We start from the raw sequence: 17,256 nt of genomic DNA, 5'->3' as shown, positions 1-17,256 counted from the left end.
CGGCTCTCCGTTCTGTCATCTCCCACATAGGGGAGAAATCCGTTTATCTGTTGAGGACTTGATGTATTCCGGTCACTTCTGACCGGAATACTTCGCCTGAATTTCAGCGGCAACGTTGCTCGGCACCGGTGCATAATGGTCGAACACCATCGAGTACTGTGCACGGCCCTGCGACATGGAGCGCAGGTTGTCGACGTACTTGAACATGTTGGCCAGCGGCACATGCGCGTTGATGACAACGGCGATACCACGGCTTTCCTGGCCCTGGATCTGGCCACGGCGGGAGTTCAGGTCGCCGATGACGTCGCCGACGTAGTCTTCCGGGGTTACAACCTCGACCTTCATCATCGGCTCGAGAAGCTGTGCGCCAGCCTTCTTGGCAGCTTCACGGAAGCAAGCACGCGAGGCGATTTCGAAGGCCAGGACCGACGAGTCGACGTCGTGGAAAGCACCGTCGATGAGGGTAGCCTTGACGCCCAGCATCGGGAAGCCGGCGAGCGGACCGGACGACAGCACGCTCTCGATACCCTTCTGAACGCCCGGGATGTATTCCCGCGGAACAGCACCACCAACGATCTTGGATTCGAACTTGAAGTCGTCGCCTTCCGGGTTCGGCTCGAAGATGATCTTGACGCGCGCGAACTGACCGGTACCACCAGACTGCTTCTTGTGGGTGTAGTCTTCTTCGTGCTGACGCGTGATGGTTTCGCGGTACGCAACCTGCGGAGCGCCGACGTTGGCTTCGACCTTGAACTCGCGACGCATGCGGTCGACGAGAATGTCGAGATGCAGCTCGCCCATACCGGCAATGATGGTCTGCCCGGATTCCTGGTCGGTCTTGACGCGGAAGGACGGGTCCTCAGCGGCCAGACGGTTGAGCGCGAGGCCCATCTTTTCCTGGTCGCCCTTGGACTTCGGCTCGATGGCGATCTGAATGACCGGCTCGGGGAATTCCATGCGCTCCAGGATAACCGGCTTCAGCGGATCGCAGAGCGTGTCGCCAGTCGTCGTTTCCTTCAGGCCGGCCAGAGCAACGATGTCGCCCGCAAAGGCTTCTTCGATGTCTTCACGGCTGTTGGAGTGCATCTGCAGCATACGGCCGACGCGCTCGCGCTTGTCCTTGACCGTGTTCATGACCGAGATGCCCTTTTCGAGCTTGCCCGAATAGATACGGGTGAAGGTCAGAGAACCGACGAAGGGGTCATTCATGATCTTGAAAGCAAGCATAGCAAGCGGTTCGCTGTCGTCGGCGTGGCGCTCGATCTCAGCTTCGGTCTTGACGTCGATACCCTTGATAGCCGGAATATCCAGCGGCGAAGGCAGGTAGTCGACAACGGCGTCGAGCAAAGGCTGAACACCCTTATTCTTGAAGGCGGTGCCGCAGAACATCGGATGGAACTTGACGTCGATCGTACCACGACGAACGAGTTCGCGGATCTTGTCGTTGTCCGGCATGTCCCCGTTCAGATAGGCTTCCATCGCTTCTTCGTCGATCTCGACAACAGTCTCAATCAGCTTTTCACGATATTCGTCAGCCTTGTCCTTCAGATCGGCCGGGATTTCGACGACATCCCACTGGGCGCCGAGCGATTCGTCGCGCCAGACGAGAGCGTTCATCTCGATCAGATCGACCACACCCTTGAAGTCGCTTTCTGCGCCGATGGGCAGCTGCATGACGACCGCAGTTGCACCCAGACGGGTCTTGATCATCTCGACGGAGCGGTAGAAGTCCGCGCCGGTCTTGTCCATCTTGTTGCAGAAGATCATCCGCGGAACGTTGTACTTCTCTGCCTGACGCCAGACGGTTTCCGTCTGCGGCTCAACACCGGCGTTGGCGTCGAGCAGAGCGATCGCACCATCGAGAACACGCAGCGAGCGCTCGACTTCAATGGTGAAGTCAACGTGGCCGGGGGTGTCGATGATGTTGAAGCGGCGGGTCTTGCCGTCGCGGCCCTTCCAGTAGGTCGTGGTCGCAGCGGAGGTGATGGTGATACCGCGCTCCTGCTCCTGCTCCATCCAGTCCATGGTGGCAGCACCGTCATGCACTTCGCCAATCTTGTGCGACTTGCCGGTGTAGTAGAGAATCCGCTCGGTGGTCGTGGTCTTGCCGGCGTCAATGTGCGCCATGATACCAAAATTGCGGTAGTCTTCGATTTTATATTCGCGAGCCATAACGGACTGCCTTTCAATATTCGATCGGTTCAGATTACCAGCGGTAATGCGAGAACGCACGGTTGGCATCAGCCATCTTGTGCGTGTCTTCACGCTTCTTGACGGCGCTGCCGCGATTGTTTGCAGCATCCATAAGCTCACCGCACAGGCGGTCAACCATGGTCGTCTCGTTGCGCTTGCGAGCAGCGATGATCAGCCAGCGAATAGCGAGAGCCTGACGACGCTCCGGGCGAACATCGACCGGGACCTGATAGGTCGCACCACCAACACGGCGGGAGCGTACTTCGACATGCGGCGCGACATTTTCGAGCGCCTGATGGAAGACCGCAAGCGGCTCCTGCTTCAGCTTACCCTCAACGGCATCGAACGCACCGTAAACGATGCTTTCAGCGACCGATTTCTTGCCGTGAAGCATGATAGCGTTCATGAACTTGGTGACCACCAGATCGCCGAACTTCGGGTCCGGATTGATCTCGCGCTTTTCTGCACTATGGCGACGGGACATATTTTTTGTCTCTCAACTGTTAGGACGCTTAACCACGCGGAGAACCTCGCGCAGCGCCAAAAAAATGAAACCGAATTACTTCGGACGCTTCGCACCGTACTTGGAACGGCGCTGCTTGCGGTTCTTGACACCCTGGGTATCGAGAACGCCGCGAATGATATGGTAACGAACGCCCGGCAAGTCCTTTACACGACCACCACGGATCATGACGACGGAGTGCTCCTGCAGGTTATGCCCCTCGCCCGGAATGTAGCCAATAACTTCAAAGCCATTGGTGAGGCGGATCTTGGCAACCTTACGCAGAGCCGAGTTAGGCTTCTTCGGGGTCGTCGTATAAACGCGGGTGCAAACGCCACGCTTCTGCGGGTTTTCCTGCAGAGCAGGAACCTTATTGCGCTTTACCTGTGCCTGACGCGGCTTACGGATCAGCTGGTTTACGGTAGGCATATAACCATCCCTTGCAAATTCTTGTCTCTAAGGCCCTTTCGGACCCCGGTTAAACCGTCGCCGGCAGTCATCACACGATTTCTTCATGCGCAAAATGTGGCCCGACCCGCTTATCGCGGATGGACCACAAAAGGCAGAGGACACACGTTTGAGTGCGTCTTGCGTGCAGCATTCGTGTCGTCAACGTGCGAAAAGAACCCTGTTTGAGGCGAACTCCAGAACAAGTCGTTCCGAAAAGCCTAGCCTCACATAGGCTCCGATGGGGGGCGTACTACTGTTTTCACCCGTAGTCGTCAAGTCTCTATCGCAAATTATTGGCCCGAACGCCCGAAGCGGCAGGGCTTTCGAGGGTATTCGGCGCAAAAGGCGGACATCATCGACGAAATGGTTTGGGATTTATCGGTCAACGCCCTAGATAATGCTGCGGGGGCGGTCAACTCCCCTCCCCGGCGAGAAAGAATCGCAACAGCCGGGAATCACACAACACCATCAGAAGAAGACCGGGACATGATCTCCAGCCCTGATAACGACAATAACATCGATGAACCGATGGTGTTCATCATCATCGCCAAGGCCTACGAGGTCGAAGGCGGAGAGGGCATAGACCTGCATGTCATGCTCACCGCACCGGATGATGATACCGCGGTACGACTGGCGCTGAACGCGCTGTCCGAAGAGGGATTTCTCGAAGCCGACCTGGATCAGATCGGCATGATCACCGGCGCGCCGGACGAGGAACCACATGCCTCCGCCTATCAGGGTGCGCTTGAGGGCGAAGTGGCGATCATCCGCTTCAACTGACCGACCGCCGGAGCGGTTGCCATTGCCAAGAGAATTCAGAGCCGCCCGGTAATCCCGGGCGGCTCTTTGCATTGTGCTTGAAGTCTGGCACCCGCCTGGTCTGGACGCCGCCGCTTCGCCGAGGCTTAGACGTTAGCGGTTTGAAAATTGCGAGCGCCCTCGCCCACAAGATCCGACTGCTCCGGATTGACCGAAAGCCCCTTCGCTCCCAGCGAGTTTACCTACGACCGGTTTCTGTCAGGTCCAACAGAAAAAGGCGCCCGGAAGTTCCGGGCGCCTTGCAATTGTCAAAGCGAAGGTTCGACACAATCGAACCCTGCCTCCAGCGTTTATTCAGCGACCGGAGCATTCTCCGCCGAAGCCAGATCCTGCAGCATCGGGGTAGCCAGATCGGCCCCTGTGCCCTTGCGACGTTCCTCAAGGATGAGTTCGTCGCGCGAGGACGCGATGCGGCGGATCTGCGTCATGGTGCCGCCCGTACCGGCCGGGATGAGTCGGCCGACGATGACGTTCTCCTTGAGGCCCTGCAGCGTGTCGGTCTTGCCGGCGATCGCAGCTTCCGTGAGAACCTTGGTGGTTTCCTGGAAGGATGCGGCCGAGATGAACGACGGGGTCTGCAGCGACGCCTTGGTGATGCCGAGCAGAACCGGATCGCCATAAGCAGGCTTCTTGCCCTCTTCGACCAGACGCTCGTTGACTTCGTCCAGCTCGATCCGGTCGACATTGTCGCCGACGATATACTGGCTGTCGCCCGAATCGGTGATCTCGACCTTCTGCAGCATCTGGCGAACGATCACCTCAATGTGCTTGTCGTTGATCACAACGCCCTGCAATCGATAGACTTCCTGGATTTCGTTGACCAGGTACGAAGCCAGAGCTTCGACGCCCTTGATCGCCAGGATGTCGTGCGGCGCCGGGTTGCCGTCGAGGATGTAGTCACCCTTTTCGATGTAGTCGCCATCCTGAAGATGGAAGGGCTTGCCCTTCGGGATCAGGTATTCGACCGGTTCGATACCGTCTTCCGCCGGCTCGATGATGACCCGACGCTTGTTCTTGTAGTCGCGGCCAAGGCGGATCGTACCATCGATCTCAGCGATGATGGCATGATCCTTCGGACGACGGGCTTCGAACAATTCGGCAACGCGTGGCAGACCACCGGTGATGTCCTTGGTCTTGGCGCTTTCGAGTGGCGAACGGGCCAGAACGTCACCCTGGCTCACCCGCTGTCCCGGCTCGACTGACAGGATCGCGTCGACCGACAGTTGGAAACGGGCCTCGCCGCCACGCGACAGCTTTGCGACATTGCCGGAGGCGTCCTTGATGACGATCGCCGGCTTGAGGTCCGAACCACGCGGCGTCGAACGCCAGTCAATGACCTGACGCTTGGTGATACCGGTCGATTCGTCAGTCGCTTCGAGCACCGAGAGACCGTCGATGACGTCCTCGAAATGCACGATGCCTTCGACTTCCGTCATCATCGGGCGGGTATAGGGATCCCACTCGGCGAGACGCTGACCGCGCTTGACCTTGTCGCCATCGTCCACAAAGACCTTCGAACCATAGGCCACGCGCTGCGAGGAGCGCTCGACGCCGCGTTCGTCAAGAAGCATGACGGCCATGCTGCGCCCCATGGCAATGAGGTTGCCTTCGGAATTGCGCAGCATATTGCGGTTCTTGATCTGAACCGTGCCTTCATACGAAGCTTCCAGGAACGACTGGTCGACCACGTTAGCCGTACCACCCAAGTGGAACGTACGCATGGTCAACTGGGTACCAGGCTCACCGATGGACTGGGCAGCGATAACACCAACTGCTTCGCCCATGTTGACCGGAGTACCGCGGGCCAGATCTCGGCCGTAGCAGATCGAACATACGCCGGTCTGAACTTCGCAGGTCAGCGCCGAACGGATACGGATCGACTGAATGCCAGCCTTTTCGATCTCGATGACATCCGGTTCAAGGATCATGCGGCCGGCATCGACGATGCGTTCGCCGGTGACCGGATGATCAATATCGTCCAGAGCCGTACGTCCCAGAACGCGCGCGCCGATCGAAGCAACGACCTGACCGGCATCCACGATCGCCGTCATGGTCAGGCCCTTGTCGGTGCCGCAATCGACGAGATTGACAATGCAATCCTGCGCGACGTCAACCAGACGACGGGTCAGGTAACCGGAGTTAGCCGTCTTCAAGGCGGTGTCTGCAAGACCCTTACGGGCACCGTGGGTCGAGTTGAAGTACTCGTTAACGGTCAGGCCTTCCTTGAAGTTCGAAATGATCGGCGTCTCGATGATTTCACCCGACGGCTTAGCCATCAGGCCGCGCATGCCACCCAGCTGACGCATCTGGTTCGGTGAACCACGAGCACCAGAATGCGACATCATGTAAATCGCGTTCATCGGCTTCTGACGACCGGTTTCCGGATCGAACTCGACAGCCTTAATGCGGGCCATCATGTCTTCAGCAACCTTTTCAGTTGCCTTGCCCCATGCGTCAACGACCTTGTTGTACTTCTCACCTTGAGTGATCAGACCATCGTTGTACTGCTGCTCGTATTCCTTGACCAAGGCTTCGGTATCACCAACGATCTTAACCTTCGAGTCCGGAATGACCATGTCATCCTTGCCGAACGAAATGCCAGCGCGGCAAGCATGGGCGAAGCCGAGGCTCATGATCCGGTCACAGAAGATGACCGTGTCCTTCTGGCCGCAGTGACGGTAGACCGTGTCGATCATCTTTGAGATGTTCTTCTTGGTCATTTCCTGGTTGCAGATGTCGAACGGCACGTTGACGTTCTTCGGCAGAAGCTCGCCGATGATCATGCGGCCAGGTGTCGTCTCAAATATCTTCGAGACTGGCTTGCCTTCGGCGTCAACGGTCTTGAAGCGGCCCTTGATCTTCGAGTGCAGGGTGACGACCTTGTTTTCAAGGGCGTGCTGCAGCTCGCCCATGTCGGAGAAGACCATGCCTTCGCCAGGTTCGTTCTGGTTCTGGATCGACAGATAGTACAGGCCGAGAACCATGTCCTGCGACGGAACGATGATCGGCGCGCCGTTTGCCGGATGCAGGATGTTGTTGGTCGACATCATCAGCACGCGGGCTTCCAGCTGGGCTTCCAGCGAGAGCGGCACGTGAACGGCCATCTGGTCGCCGTCGAAGTCGGCGTTAAACGCGGTGCAGACGAGTGGGTGCAGCTGGATCGCCTTGCCTTCGACCAGGGTGGGTTCGAAGGCCTGGATGCCCAGACGGTGGAGCGTCGGCGCGCGGTTCAGCAGCACCGGATGCTCGCGGATGACCTCGTCCAAGATGTCCCAGACTTCCGGCTTTTCCTTTTCAACCAGCTTCTTGGCCTGCTTCACGGTCGAGGAGTAACCCTTGGCGTCAAGACGGGCGTAGATGAACGGCTTGAACAGTTCGAGCGCCATCTTCTTCGGAAGACCGCACTGGTGCAGCTTCAGTTCCGGACCTGTCACGATAACCGAACGGCCGGAATAGTCGACGCGCTTGCCGAGCAGGTTCTGGCGGAAGCGGCCCTGCTTGCCCTTGAGCATGTCGGAGAGCGACTTCAGCGGGCGCTTGTTGGCGCCGGTGATGACACGGCCACGGCGGCCGTTGTCGAACAGCGCGTCCACAGATTCCTGCAGCATGCGCTTTTCGTTACGGATGATGATGCCAGGCGCACGAAGCTCGATCAGGCGCTTCAGACGGTTGTTACGGTTGATGACACGGCGATAGAGATCGTTGAGGTCCGACGTCGCGAAACGACCGCCATCGAGCGGAACGAGCGGACGCAGGTCCGGCGGGATCACCGGAACGACCTTCATGATCATCCATTCCGGACGGTTGCCGGATTCCATGAAGTTCTCGACGATCTTCAGGCGCTTCATCAGCTTCTTCTGCTTGAGATCCGAGGTGGTCTCAGCCAGTTCAGCACGCAGATCGCCAGCGATCTTCTCGAGGTTCATCGAGGCGAGCATCTCATAGATCGCCTCAGCGCCGATCATCGCGGTGAACTGGTCTTCACCATATTCATCCACGGCCAGCATGTATTCTTCTTCCGAAAGGAGCTGATGCTCCTTCAGGGCGGTCAGGCCCGGTTCGGTGACGATGTAGTTCTCGAAGTACAGAACGCGCTCGACATCCTTCAGAGTCATGTCGAGCAGGGTCGAGATGCGCGACGGCAGAGACTTCAGGAACCAGATATGGGCAACCGGAGCGGCGAGCTCGATATGGCCCATACGCTCACGACGAACGCGCGACAGCGTGACTTCAACGCCGCACTTTTCGCAGATGATGCCCTTGTACTTCATGCGCTTGTACTTGCCGCACAGGCACTCGTAGTCCTTGATCGGTCCAAAGATGCGCGCGCAGAAAAGACCGTCACGTTCCGGCTTGAACGTACGATAGTTGATCGTTTCCGGCTTCTTGATCTCGCCGTACGACCACGAAAGAATCTTTTCCGGGCTGGCAATCGAAATCCGGATGGAATCGAAATGCTGCGCCGGTACCGACGGGTTGAAAAGGTTCATGACCTCTTGGTTCATGCCTGTCTCCTTGATGGGGCAAAAGAGCCCTCAGACGGGTCGCGGTGCCGGCAAATTCCCGGGATGCCGAACCGAACCCTTAAATGACAATAACCGCGAAATGCGGCAAAACTTCCCTGCCCCGGCCCAACCGGATCAAGGCGGGAATGGCGTGCGGGGAAGCCCTCGCACGCCCTTGTCAACTTGCTACTCTGCCGCGTCCGGCAGCTGGCCTGCTGCCGCTTCGTCGACCTTCGAGTTTTCCAGCTCGACGCTGAGACCCAGTGACCGCATTTCCTTGACGAGAACGTTGAAGCTCTCCGGAATACCAGCCTCGAAGGTGTCGTCGCCGCGGACGATCGCTTCGTAGACCTTGGTACGGCCAGCCACGTCGTCCGACTTCACCGTCAGCATTTCCTGCAGGGTGTAGGCGGCGCCGTAGGCTTCGAGCGCCCAGACTTCCATTTCCCCGAAGCGCTGACCGCCGAACTGCGCCTTGCCGCCCAACGGCTGCTGCGTGACAAGCGAGTATGGACCGATCGAGCGGGCGTGGATCTTGTCATCAACCAAGTGGTTCAGCTTGATCATGTACATGTAGCCCACAGTCACCTTGCGGTCGAACTGCTCGCCTGTACGCCCGTCATAGAGAACGGACTGACCAGACGGATCCAGACCGGCGCGTGTCAGCATCGCTGCCACGTCAGGCTCGTGCGCACCGTCGAAGACCGGCGTTGCGATCGATACGCCGCGCTTGGCTTCCTCGGCCAGACGAACGAGAGACTCGTCGTCGAAGCGCTTCACCTCGTCATGCGATTCACTCGCATAGATGTCGGTAAGCTCAGTGCGCAACTCGGTAATGTCGAGCGACTTGTGATAGGCTTCGAGCATATCACCGATCTTCTTACCCATGCCGGCGCAAGCCCAGGCCAGATGGGTCTCGAGGATCTGACCGACGTTCATGCGCGACGGCACGCCCAGCGGGTTCAAGCAGATGTCGACATGGGTGCCGTCTGCCAGGAACGGCATATCTTCCACCGGCACGATGCGCGACACGACACCCTTGTTGCCGTGACGGCCGGCCATCTTGTCGCCTGGCTGGATCTTGCGCTTCACAGCGACGAAGACCTTGACCATCTTCATCACGCCCGGAGGCATTTCGTCGCCGCGCTGGACCTTTTCAACTTTGTCCATGAAGCGATGCTCGAGCAGCGACTTCGACTCGTCGTACTGACCACGCAGAGCTTCGATTTCGCCCTGGATCTTTTCGTCCTCAACGGCAAACATCCACCATTGCGAACGCGGGTACTCCGAAACGATAGCGTTCGACAGTTCGACGCCCTTCTTGAAGCCCTTCGGACCAGCGACCGACACCTGACCACGCAGCATGTCGATCAGACGGCCGTATACGTTGCGGTCGAGGATCGCCTGTTCGTCATCGCGGTCCTTGGCCAAGCGCTCGATTTCCTCGCGCTCGATGGCCATCGCACGCTCGTCCTTTTCGACGCCGTGACGGTTGAACACGCGCACTTCGACGATCGTACCGAAAGTACCCGGCGGCATGCGCATCGAGGTGTCGCGCACGTCGGAGGCCTTTTCGCCGAAAATGGCACGCAGAAGCTTTTCTTCCGGCGTCATCGGGCTTTCACCCTTCGGCGTGATCTTGCCGACGAGAATGTCGCCCGGAGCCACTTCCGCACCGATATAGACAATACCGGCTTCGTCGAGGTTCTTCAGCGCTTCTTCCGAAACGTTCGGAATGTCGCGGGTGATTTCTTCCGGACCAAGCTTGGTATCGCGGGCCATCACTTCGAATTCCTCGATATGGATGGACGTGAACACGTCGTCAGCGACGATGCGTTCCGACATCAGGATCGAGTCTTCGTAATTGTAGCCGTTCCACGGCATGAACGCGACGAGCGCGTTACGGCCGAGAGCCAGATCGCCGAGGTCGGTCGACGGACCGTCCGCAATGATATCGCCCTTGTTCAGAACGTCACCGACAGTGACCAGCGGACGCTGGTTGACGCAGGTGTTCTGGTTCGAACGCTGGAACTTCTGCAGGCGATAGATGTCGACGCCCGACCGGCCGGATTCGAGATCTTCCGTGGCACGAATAACGATACGTGTCGCGTCGACCTGGTCGACGACACCGCCGCGGCGTGCGGCGATGGCGGCGCCGGAGTCACGCGCAACGATCGGCTCCATGCCGGTGCCGACGAACGGCGCTTCGGCACGCACCAGCGGTACGGCCTGACGCTGCATGTTCGAGCCCATGAGAGCGCGGTTGGCGTCGTCGTTTTCCAGGAACGGAATAAGGGCCGCAGCGACAGAAACAAGCTGCTTCGGCGAAACGTCCATCAGGTTGATGGTGTCGCGCGGCGAGAGCATGACTTCGCCGGCATGACGGCAAACGACGAACTCTTCGACAAACGAACCATCCGGGGTAAGCTCGGAATTGGCCTGCGCGACATAGTACTTCGCTTCTTCCATTGCCGAAAGATAGACGACGTCCTTCGTCACCTTGCCGTCAATGATCTTGCGGTACGGGCTTTCGATGAAACCGTACTTGTTGACGCGGGCAAAAGTGGCGAGCGAGTTGATCAGACCGATGTTCGGGCCTTCCGGCGTTTCGATCGGGCAGATACGACCGTAGTGGGTCGGGTGAACGTCGCGGACTTCGAAGCCGGCGCGCTCGCGGGTCAGACCACCCGGGCCAAGTGCCGAAAGACGACGCTTGTGGGTGATTTCCGAAAGCGGGTTCACTTGGTCCATGAACTGCGACAGCTGCGAGGAGCCGAAGAATTCGCGAACGGCGGCGGCTGCCGGCTTGGCGTTGATCAGGTCCTGCGGCATGACGGTGTCGATCTCGATCGACGACATGCGTTCCTTGATCGCACGCTCCATACGCAGCAGGCCGAGGCGATACTGGTTTTCCATCAGTTCGCCGACCGAGCGTACACGACGGTTGCCGAGGTTGTCGATGTCGTCGATCTCGCCCTTGCCGTCGCGCAGTTCGACAAGCATCTTGACCACGGCCAAGATGTCTTCCTTGCGCAGAACACGAACCGTATCCGGGCAATCCAGATCGAGACGCATGTTCATCTTGACGCGACCGACGGCCGAAAGGTCATAGCGTTCGGAATCGAAGAACAGCGAGTTGAACATCGCTTCGGCCGATTCCATGGTCGGCGGTTCACCCGGACGCATGACGCGGTAGATGTCGAACAGGGCGTCCTGACGGTTCTCGTTCTTGTCGGCGGCGAGCGTATTGCGGATATAGGCGCCGATATTGATGTGATCGATGCCGAGAACCGGGATTTCACCAAAGCCAGACTCGAGGATCTGCGGCAGGGTCTTCTCGTCAATTTCGTCACCGGCTTCGAGATAGATCTCACCGGTGGCCATGTTGACCATGTCCTCGGCGAGATAATTGCCGTAGAGGTCCTCGTCGGTCGCCTTAAGAGCCTTGAGGCCCTTGTCCTGCAGTTGACGCAGCAAACGCGGGGTCAACTTCTTGCCACCCTCGACAACGACTTCGCCGGTGTCGGCGTCGATCATGTCGGAAATGGTCTTGGCGCCCTTCAGCGTTTCCGGCACGAAGGGAATGCGCCAGCCCTGACCGTCACGCAGGTAGGTCGACTTGGTGTAGAAGGTCGAGAGGATTTCCTCGCCGTCCATGCCGAGGGCCATCAGCAGCGACGTTACCGGGATCTTGCGGCGACGGTCGATGCGGGCATGGACGATGTCCTTGGCGTCGAATTCGATGTCGAGCCAGGAACCGCGATAGGGAATGACGCGAGCCGCAAACAGCAGCTTGCCGGAGGAATGGCTCTTGCCCTTGTCATGGTCAAAGAATACGCCGGGAGACCGGTGCATCTGCGAGACGATAACGCGCTCGGTACCGTTGACGATGAAGGTACCGTTGTTGGTCATCAGGGGCATGTCACCCATGTAGACCGACTGTTCCTTGATGTCCTTGATCGACTTCGCGCCCGTATCCTCGTCGATATCGAACACGATGAGACGCAGCGTCACCTTCAAAGGCGCAGCATAGGTTAGGTCGCGCTGACGGCATTCGTCAACGTCAAACTTCGGCTGCTCGAATTCGTAGGAGACGAATTCGAGCATCGATGCGCCAGAGAAATCGGTGATCGGGAAGACCGATCTGAAAACAGCATTAAGTCCCTCATCGGGACGGCCACCTTCGGGCTCGTCAACCATGAGGAACTGATCATAGGAAGCCTTCTGAACCTCGATGAGGTTCGGCATTTCCGCGACTTCTGGAATTTTTCCAAAAAACTTGCGTACGCGCCTGCGACCATTAAAGGAAAGGGTCTGAGCCATCGTCGCTCCTTGTCAATTTGCATCCGGGCCTGCAACAGACGGAAACCGCTGGCCAGGCGGTTCCGTCAATCAATGGATCGTTCAATCTCGTCCTGGTTCCAAAGTCGCCGGCCGGATCGCCGGTCGCTTCGGTTCAGGACCATCCTCTTGAGAACCCATTACCCAAAAGCCGTTTCACGGGCTTTTGGGTAATTTGTTCCAGATGGAAGGACGAATGGGAGATGGCGAACGCCATCCCCCAAACGCTATTCCGGTATTACTTGACGTCGACCTTGGCGCCAGCGTCTTCAAGCTTCTTCTTGAGGTCAGCAGCTTCAGCCTTGGAAACAGCTTCCTTGACAGCCTTCGGAGCGCCTTCGACGAGATCCTTAGCTTCCTTGAGGCCGAGACCGGTGATGCCGCGGACTTCCTTGATGACGTTGATCTTGTTGGCGCCAGCGTCAACGAGGATAACGTCAAATTCGGTCTTTTCTTCTTCAGCAGCAGCCGGAGCGGCGCCACCAGCAGCAGCAACGGCTACCGGAGCAGCGGCGGAAACGCCCCACTTTTCTTCGAGCATCTTGGAAAGCTCAGCAGCTTCCAGAACGGTCAGCGAGGAGAGGTCTTCAACGATCTTTGCGAGATCAGCCATTTTACTAGTTCCTTATAGATGTTCGGTTCGAAACGAACTTGTTTAGGGTATGAACAGCGAAAAACCGCCTTACGCGGCTTCGTCCTTCTTGGCATAGGCAGCAAACACGCGAGCAAGCTGACTTGCAGGCGCTGCAACAACCGTAGCGATACGAGTAGCCGGGGCATTGAGAAGGCCCAGCAGCTTCGCACGCAGCTCGTCCAGCGAAGGCAGGGTCGCAAGCGACTTGACTGCATCAGCGGAGAGCGTGGTTGTCCCCATGGCACCGCCCAGCACAACGAGCTTGTCGTTGGTCTTGGCGAATTCCATGACGACCTTGGGAGCCGTAATCGGGTCGGCGCTGTATGCAATCAGCGTCTGGCCCTTGAAGAGATTAGTCATCCCTTCCGACTCCGTGCCCTGAAGAGCGATCTTGGCCAGGCGGTTCTTCGCGACTTTGACGGTGCCGCCAGCAGCGCGCATTTTCGAACGGAAGTCGTTCATTTGCGCAACCGTGACACCAGCATAGTGGGCCACAACAACCGAACCGGAAGCCTTGAAGACTTCGTTCAGTTCTGTGACGAATTCGCGTTTTTCCGCTCTTTCCACTGTCTGTCTCCAGTTGATGGGACCGCAATCCTGCAGGCCCCACCGGGTTTGCCTTTTGCCTCAGGGGATCCAAATACATCAGATCCCAAGCGGCGCTTGAGGATCCTGTCCCCTCGCACTGGCTAGGCCAGGCACAAGGCGAATAAGGCTCGAACCGAACTTCAAGACGCCTACAGGCGTTTAAATATCGGGTCTTACCCCGTCTCATGCAGGTAAAATTAAGGCCCTCAGGCCACCCACAATCTCGGACAGGAGTTCCGGGTCGCCCCGGAAATTTCCGACTCCGAGGAGCCGGAAATCAGTATTTCCGGGGCCTAGACCCCGGAGAATTCTTAAGCAGCCGTGACGGTCGCCGGATCGATCTTCACACCCGGGCCCATGGTCGACGAGATGGCAACGCGCTTAACGTAGTTGCCCTTGGCGCCAGCCGGCTTGGCCTTGACGACCGCATCGGCGAAAGCCTTGATATTCTCTTCAAGAGCCTTGGCATCGAAGGAAGCCTTGCCGATGCCGGCGTGGATGATACCAGCCTTCTCGACGCGGAACTCGACAGCACCACCCTTGGAAGCCTTGACGGCGCCCGTGACGTCCATAGTCACGGTACCGACCTTCGGGTTCGGCATCATGCCACGCGGACCGAGAACCTTGCCGAGACGACCGACGAGCGGCATCATGTCCGGAGTGGCGATGCAGCGATCGAAGTCGATCTTGCCGCCCTGAACGATTTCCAGCAGGTCTTCAGCGCCGACGATATCCGCACCAGCGGCCTTGGCTTCATCAGCCTTGGCGCCACGAGCGAAGACAGCGACGCGAACGTCACGGCCGGTACCATTCGGCAGATTGACGACGCCGCGAACCATCTGGTCGGCGTGACGCGGATCAACACCGAGGTTCATCGCGATTTCAACGGTTTCGTCGAACTTGGCGACGGCACGTTCCTTGACCATTGCGATGGCGTCCGACAGAGCAACGAGCTTCGTCGGGTCAACGCCTTCGCGGATCTTCTGCATGCGCTTTGCGAGCTTAGCCATGATCAACCTACCACTTCCAGGCCCATGGAGCGGGCAGAACCCTCAACCATCGCCATTGCGCCTTCGATGTCGGCTGCGTTGAGGTCCTTCATCTTGCCTTCGGCGATCGTACGGACCTGAGCCTTGGTGATGGTTCCGACCTTCGCACCCTTGCCCGGAGTCTTGGAACCGGAGGTGATCTTGGCTTCCTTCTTCAGCCAGTAGGTAACCGGCGGCTGCTTCATTGCGAAGGTGAAGGACTTATCCTGGTAATAGGTGATGACGACCGGGATCGGCATGCCTTTTTCCATCTCCTGCGTGGCGGCATTGAACGCCTTGCAGAATTCCATAATATTAATGCCACGCTGACCAAGCGCCGGACCAATCGGCGGGGACGGGTTTGCCGATCCTGCCTTGACCTGAAGCTTGAGCTGGCCTGCAACTTTCTTAGCCATATCTCTCTGCCTTTCGATGAGGATCGGTTGCCCGACCCAGATGTGCCGGATTACTCCGGCGGCTGCGGTTGCGTGGTGCGTCTGAACGACCCGGCTTCAGGCCACCCATCCTCCCACGCGCTTTGGGAGTTCCCTCCCGTTCGATCAGACCTTTTCGACCTGACCGTATTCCAGTTCGACCGGAGTCGCGCGGCCAAAGATCGAAACCTCGACCTTGAGGCGCGAACGCTCCTCATCGACATCCTGAACGACACCATTGAAGGACGCAAAAGGACCATCGGAGACGCGAACCTGCTCGCCGATCTCGAACGATACGGAAGACTTCGGACGCTCCACACCTTCCTGAACCTGACCGAGAATACGCTCGGCTTCAAAATCAGGGATCGGCACCGGCTTGTTGTCGGAGCCAAGGAAGCCCGTCACCTTCGGCGTGTTCTTGATCAGGTGATAGGCCTCATCAGTCAGGTCTGCCCGCACCAGCACGTACCCAGGAAAGAACTTACGCTCAGCATCAACCTTGCGGCCGCGACGCACCTCGACAACCTTCTCGGTCGGGACAAGGATCCGCTCAAACAGATGGTCGAGACCCTTCTGCTTGGCCTTGTGCTCAATATCCTCGGCAACCTTCTTTTCAAAATTGGAATAAGCGTGGACGATATACCAACGTGCAGCCATGTTCGTGTCCGCCTATTACTTACCGAGATTCAGCACGAAGCTGATCAGCCAGCCGATCAACTGATCGGCCGAAAAGAAAAACAGCGCGGCGAAGCACACCATGAACAGCACCATCGCCGTCGAGATCATCGTCTCGCGGCGCGATGGCCATGTAACCTTGGACGTCTCGGAGCGAACCTGCTGCAGAAACGTGAATGGATTAGTCTTGGATGCCATTTAATGCCCACGCATTTACGGCGCGTAAAGCCGATGATTTCAGCCCCACGCACCGCGTGTCTGTTTGAACCCTACATAAAGATCGATTCTTCTTTACACAAGAGAGAATCCACCCTTTCGTAACTTTTGCCTTCAACAAGCCGACACCCGATCAGGTGGCCGTCGCAATAGTCTGCGCCGAAACGTCGGACTTGGCAGGGGCAGCAGGGCTCGAACCTACGACCTGCGGTTTTGGAGACCGCCGCTCTACCAACTGAGCTATACCCCTAAGCCATGCCTCGACAAGCTTTGATCCTTGACCTTCACTTGCGAGCTTGGCGCTGTTTAAGGTGGTCCGACGAAAATGGCAAGCCTCTTTTTCGTGCTTTTTCAAAGAGCGCACAAAGGTTGCCGCCCTACCGGCGGTGGGCAGCGCCGGAGCCGGCGTTTTGCCCTTGGAACACCTCAATAGACAGGCAATCGGACTGGCAAAATGCCGGCTTGAATACGGCATGCGGGAACGGAACCAACCTCCCCCAGCCTTGACGAACGAGGAAACACGCCTTCGTGCCTCCCACCAAGCTCAGTCCTCCAAAGCCTGACGGCCTTGCCGACCATCTATATAGCAACAACACCAGCCGCCGACACAGTAAGAGCAGCTGCCCCCCGCCGAAGCCAGGCCCGATTCGCCCTAGGTGAACGCCGGAGAGCAAACTGCATCGACCGCAAGACACGCCAGCGCCTCACCGAACGACCACTATCTCCCCTAGCACGGCCCACTCGGCCACATCGACCTCTCCCAACAACACCGCGCCTCGTCGAGAGGCTGAATGATCGACCATGTGCATCAAACGAAAAAGCCCCGCCGTTACCGGCGGGGCTTGCCTCGGTCCCTTGCGGGAAAAGACTT

The 17,256-nt window shown here is 58.2% G+C and carries 12 protein-coding genes and 1 tRNA gene; 1 reads left to right on the top strand and 12 read right to left on the bottom strand.

The window, feature by feature from the left end; translation table 11 throughout:
* Window positions 1–72: 72 nt before the first annotated feature.
* The 3 genes from fusA to rpsL form a co-directional block, all read right to left on the bottom strand.
* Window positions 73–2,172, bottom strand: a complete 2,100-nt coding sequence (gene fusA, locus RNA01_RS21790; RefSeq protein ID WP_147182229.1) for an elongation factor G — start codon at window positions 2,170–2,172, stop codon at window positions 73–75.
* 34 nt (window positions 2,173–2,206) lie between these two features.
* Window positions 2,207–2,677, bottom strand: coding sequence for a 30S ribosomal protein S7 (gene rpsG, locus RNA01_RS21785; RefSeq protein ID WP_147182228.1), 471 nt, complete (start codon window positions 2,675–2,677; stop codon window positions 2,207–2,209).
* Window positions 2,678–2,752: 75 nt separating this feature from the next.
* A complete protein-coding gene (rpsL, locus tag RNA01_RS21780) occupies window positions 2,753–3,124 on the bottom strand; it encodes a 30S ribosomal protein S12 (protein ID WP_003507760.1) in 372 nt (123 codons plus the stop codon).
* 507 nt (window positions 3,125–3,631) lie between these two features.
* Between rpsL and RNA01_RS21775 the strand changes: the two genes are divergently transcribed.
* Entirely contained in the window at window positions 3,632–3,925 is a 294-nt protein-coding gene (locus RNA01_RS21775) for a transcriptional regulator (protein WP_147182227.1), read from the top strand.
* A 329-nt stretch (window positions 3,926–4,254) separates the two neighbouring features.
* Here the strand turns inward: RNA01_RS21775 and rpoC are convergent, their stop codons facing one another.
* The 9 genes from rpoC to RNA01_RS21730 form a co-directional block, all read right to left on the bottom strand.
* The gene (gene rpoC / locus RNA01_RS21770) at window positions 4,255–8,469 is read right to left on the bottom strand and encodes a DNA-directed RNA polymerase subunit beta' (protein WP_147182226.1); all 4,215 of its coding nucleotides are present in this window, start codon (window positions 8,467–8,469) and stop codon (window positions 4,255–4,257) included.
* Window positions 8,470–8,655: 186 nt separating this feature from the next.
* A complete protein-coding gene (gene rpoB, locus RNA01_RS21765; protein ID WP_147182225.1) occupies window positions 8,656–12,792 on the bottom strand; it encodes a DNA-directed RNA polymerase subunit beta in 4,137 nt (1,378 codons plus the stop codon).
* Window positions 12,793–13,048: 256 nt separating this feature from the next.
* Window positions 13,049–13,423 carry a 50S ribosomal protein L7/L12 gene (gene rplL / locus RNA01_RS21760; RefSeq protein WP_147182224.1) on the bottom strand — a complete coding sequence of 125 codons (375 nt, stop codon included), beginning with the start codon at window positions 13,421–13,423 and terminating at the stop codon, window positions 13,049–13,051.
* Between the two features lie 69 nt (window positions 13,424–13,492).
* Window positions 13,493–14,011: a 50S ribosomal protein L10 gene (gene rplJ, locus RNA01_RS21755; protein WP_147182223.1), complete on the bottom strand. Its 519-nt coding sequence runs from the start codon at window positions 14,009–14,011 to the stop codon at window positions 13,493–13,495.
* Window positions 14,012–14,343: 332 nt separating this feature from the next.
* On the bottom strand, window positions 14,344–15,042 hold the full coding sequence (gene rplA / locus RNA01_RS21750) for a 50S ribosomal protein L1 (RefSeq protein WP_147182222.1): 699 nt from the start codon (window positions 15,040–15,042) through the stop codon (window positions 14,344–14,346).
* Window positions 15,043–15,044: 2 nt separating this feature from the next.
* Window positions 15,045–15,476 carry a 50S ribosomal protein L11 gene (gene rplK, locus RNA01_RS21745; protein WP_147182221.1) on the bottom strand — a complete coding sequence of 144 codons (432 nt, stop codon included), beginning with the start codon at window positions 15,474–15,476 and terminating at the stop codon, window positions 15,045–15,047.
* A gap of 144 nt (window positions 15,477–15,620) precedes the next feature.
* The gene (gene nusG, locus RNA01_RS21740; RefSeq protein WP_147182220.1) at window positions 15,621–16,151 is read right to left on the bottom strand and encodes a transcription termination/antitermination protein NusG; all 531 of its coding nucleotides are present in this window, start codon (window positions 16,149–16,151) and stop codon (window positions 15,621–15,623) included.
* A 15-nt stretch (window positions 16,152–16,166) separates the two neighbouring features.
* Complete coding sequence (gene secE / locus RNA01_RS21735; protein ID WP_147182219.1) at window positions 16,167–16,367, bottom strand: preprotein translocase subunit SecE; 201 nt, start codon at window positions 16,365–16,367, stop codon at window positions 16,167–16,169.
* 192 nt (window positions 16,368–16,559) lie between these two features.
* A tRNA-Trp gene (locus RNA01_RS21730) sits at window positions 16,560–16,635 on the bottom strand.
* Between the last annotated feature and the right edge of the window lie 621 nt (window positions 16,636–17,256).

Origin of the sequence: Paenirhizobium naphthalenivorans (assembly GCF_007992095.1) — a bacterium.
Classification (GTDB): Bacteria; Pseudomonadota; Alphaproteobacteria; order Rhizobiales; family Rhizobiaceae; genus Allorhizobium; species Allorhizobium naphthalenivorans.
The sequence above is the reverse complement of the archived record's forward strand: the minus strand, read 5'-3'. Positions and strand labels throughout refer to the sequence as shown.

What these genes read in the sequence shown, in the direction of transcription:
- fusA (WP_147182229.1), bottom strand. Translation starts at nt 2,172, where the DNA reads ATGGCTCGCGAATATAAAATCGAAGACTACCGCAATTTTGGTATCATG.
- rpsG (WP_147182228.1), bottom strand. Translation starts at nt 2,677, where the DNA reads ATGTCCCGTCGCCATAGTGCAGAAAAGCGCGAGATCAATCCGGACCCG.
- rpsL (WP_003507760.1), bottom strand. Translation starts at nt 3,124, where the DNA reads ATGCCTACCGTAAACCAGCTGATCCGTAAGCCGCGTCAGGCACAGGTA.
- RNA01_RS21775 (WP_147182227.1), top strand. Translation starts at nt 3,632, where the DNA reads ATGATCTCCAGCCCTGATAACGACAATAACATCGATGAACCGATGGTG.
- rpoC (WP_147182226.1), bottom strand. Translation starts at nt 8,469, where the DNA reads ATGAACCAAGAGGTCATGAACCTTTTCAACCCGTCGGTACCGGCGCAG.
- rpoB (WP_147182225.1), bottom strand. Translation starts at nt 12,792, where the DNA reads ATGGCTCAGACCCTTTCCTTTAATGGTCGCAGGCGCGTACGCAAGTTT.
- rplL (WP_147182224.1), bottom strand. Translation starts at nt 13,423, where the DNA reads ATGGCTGATCTCGCAAAGATCGTTGAAGACCTCTCCTCGCTGACCGTT.
- rplA (WP_147182222.1), bottom strand. Translation starts at nt 15,042, where the DNA reads ATGGCTAAGCTCGCAAAGCGCATGCAGAAGATCCGCGAAGGCGTTGAC.
- rplK (WP_147182221.1), bottom strand. Translation starts at nt 15,476, where the DNA reads ATGGCTAAGAAAGTTGCAGGCCAGCTCAAGCTTCAGGTCAAGGCAGGA.
- nusG (WP_147182220.1), bottom strand. Translation starts at nt 16,151, where the DNA reads ATGGCTGCACGTTGGTATATCGTCCACGCTTATTCCAATTTTGAAAAG.
- secE (WP_147182219.1), bottom strand. Translation starts at nt 16,367, where the DNA reads ATGGCATCCAAGACTAATCCATTCACGTTTCTGCAGCAGGTTCGCTCC.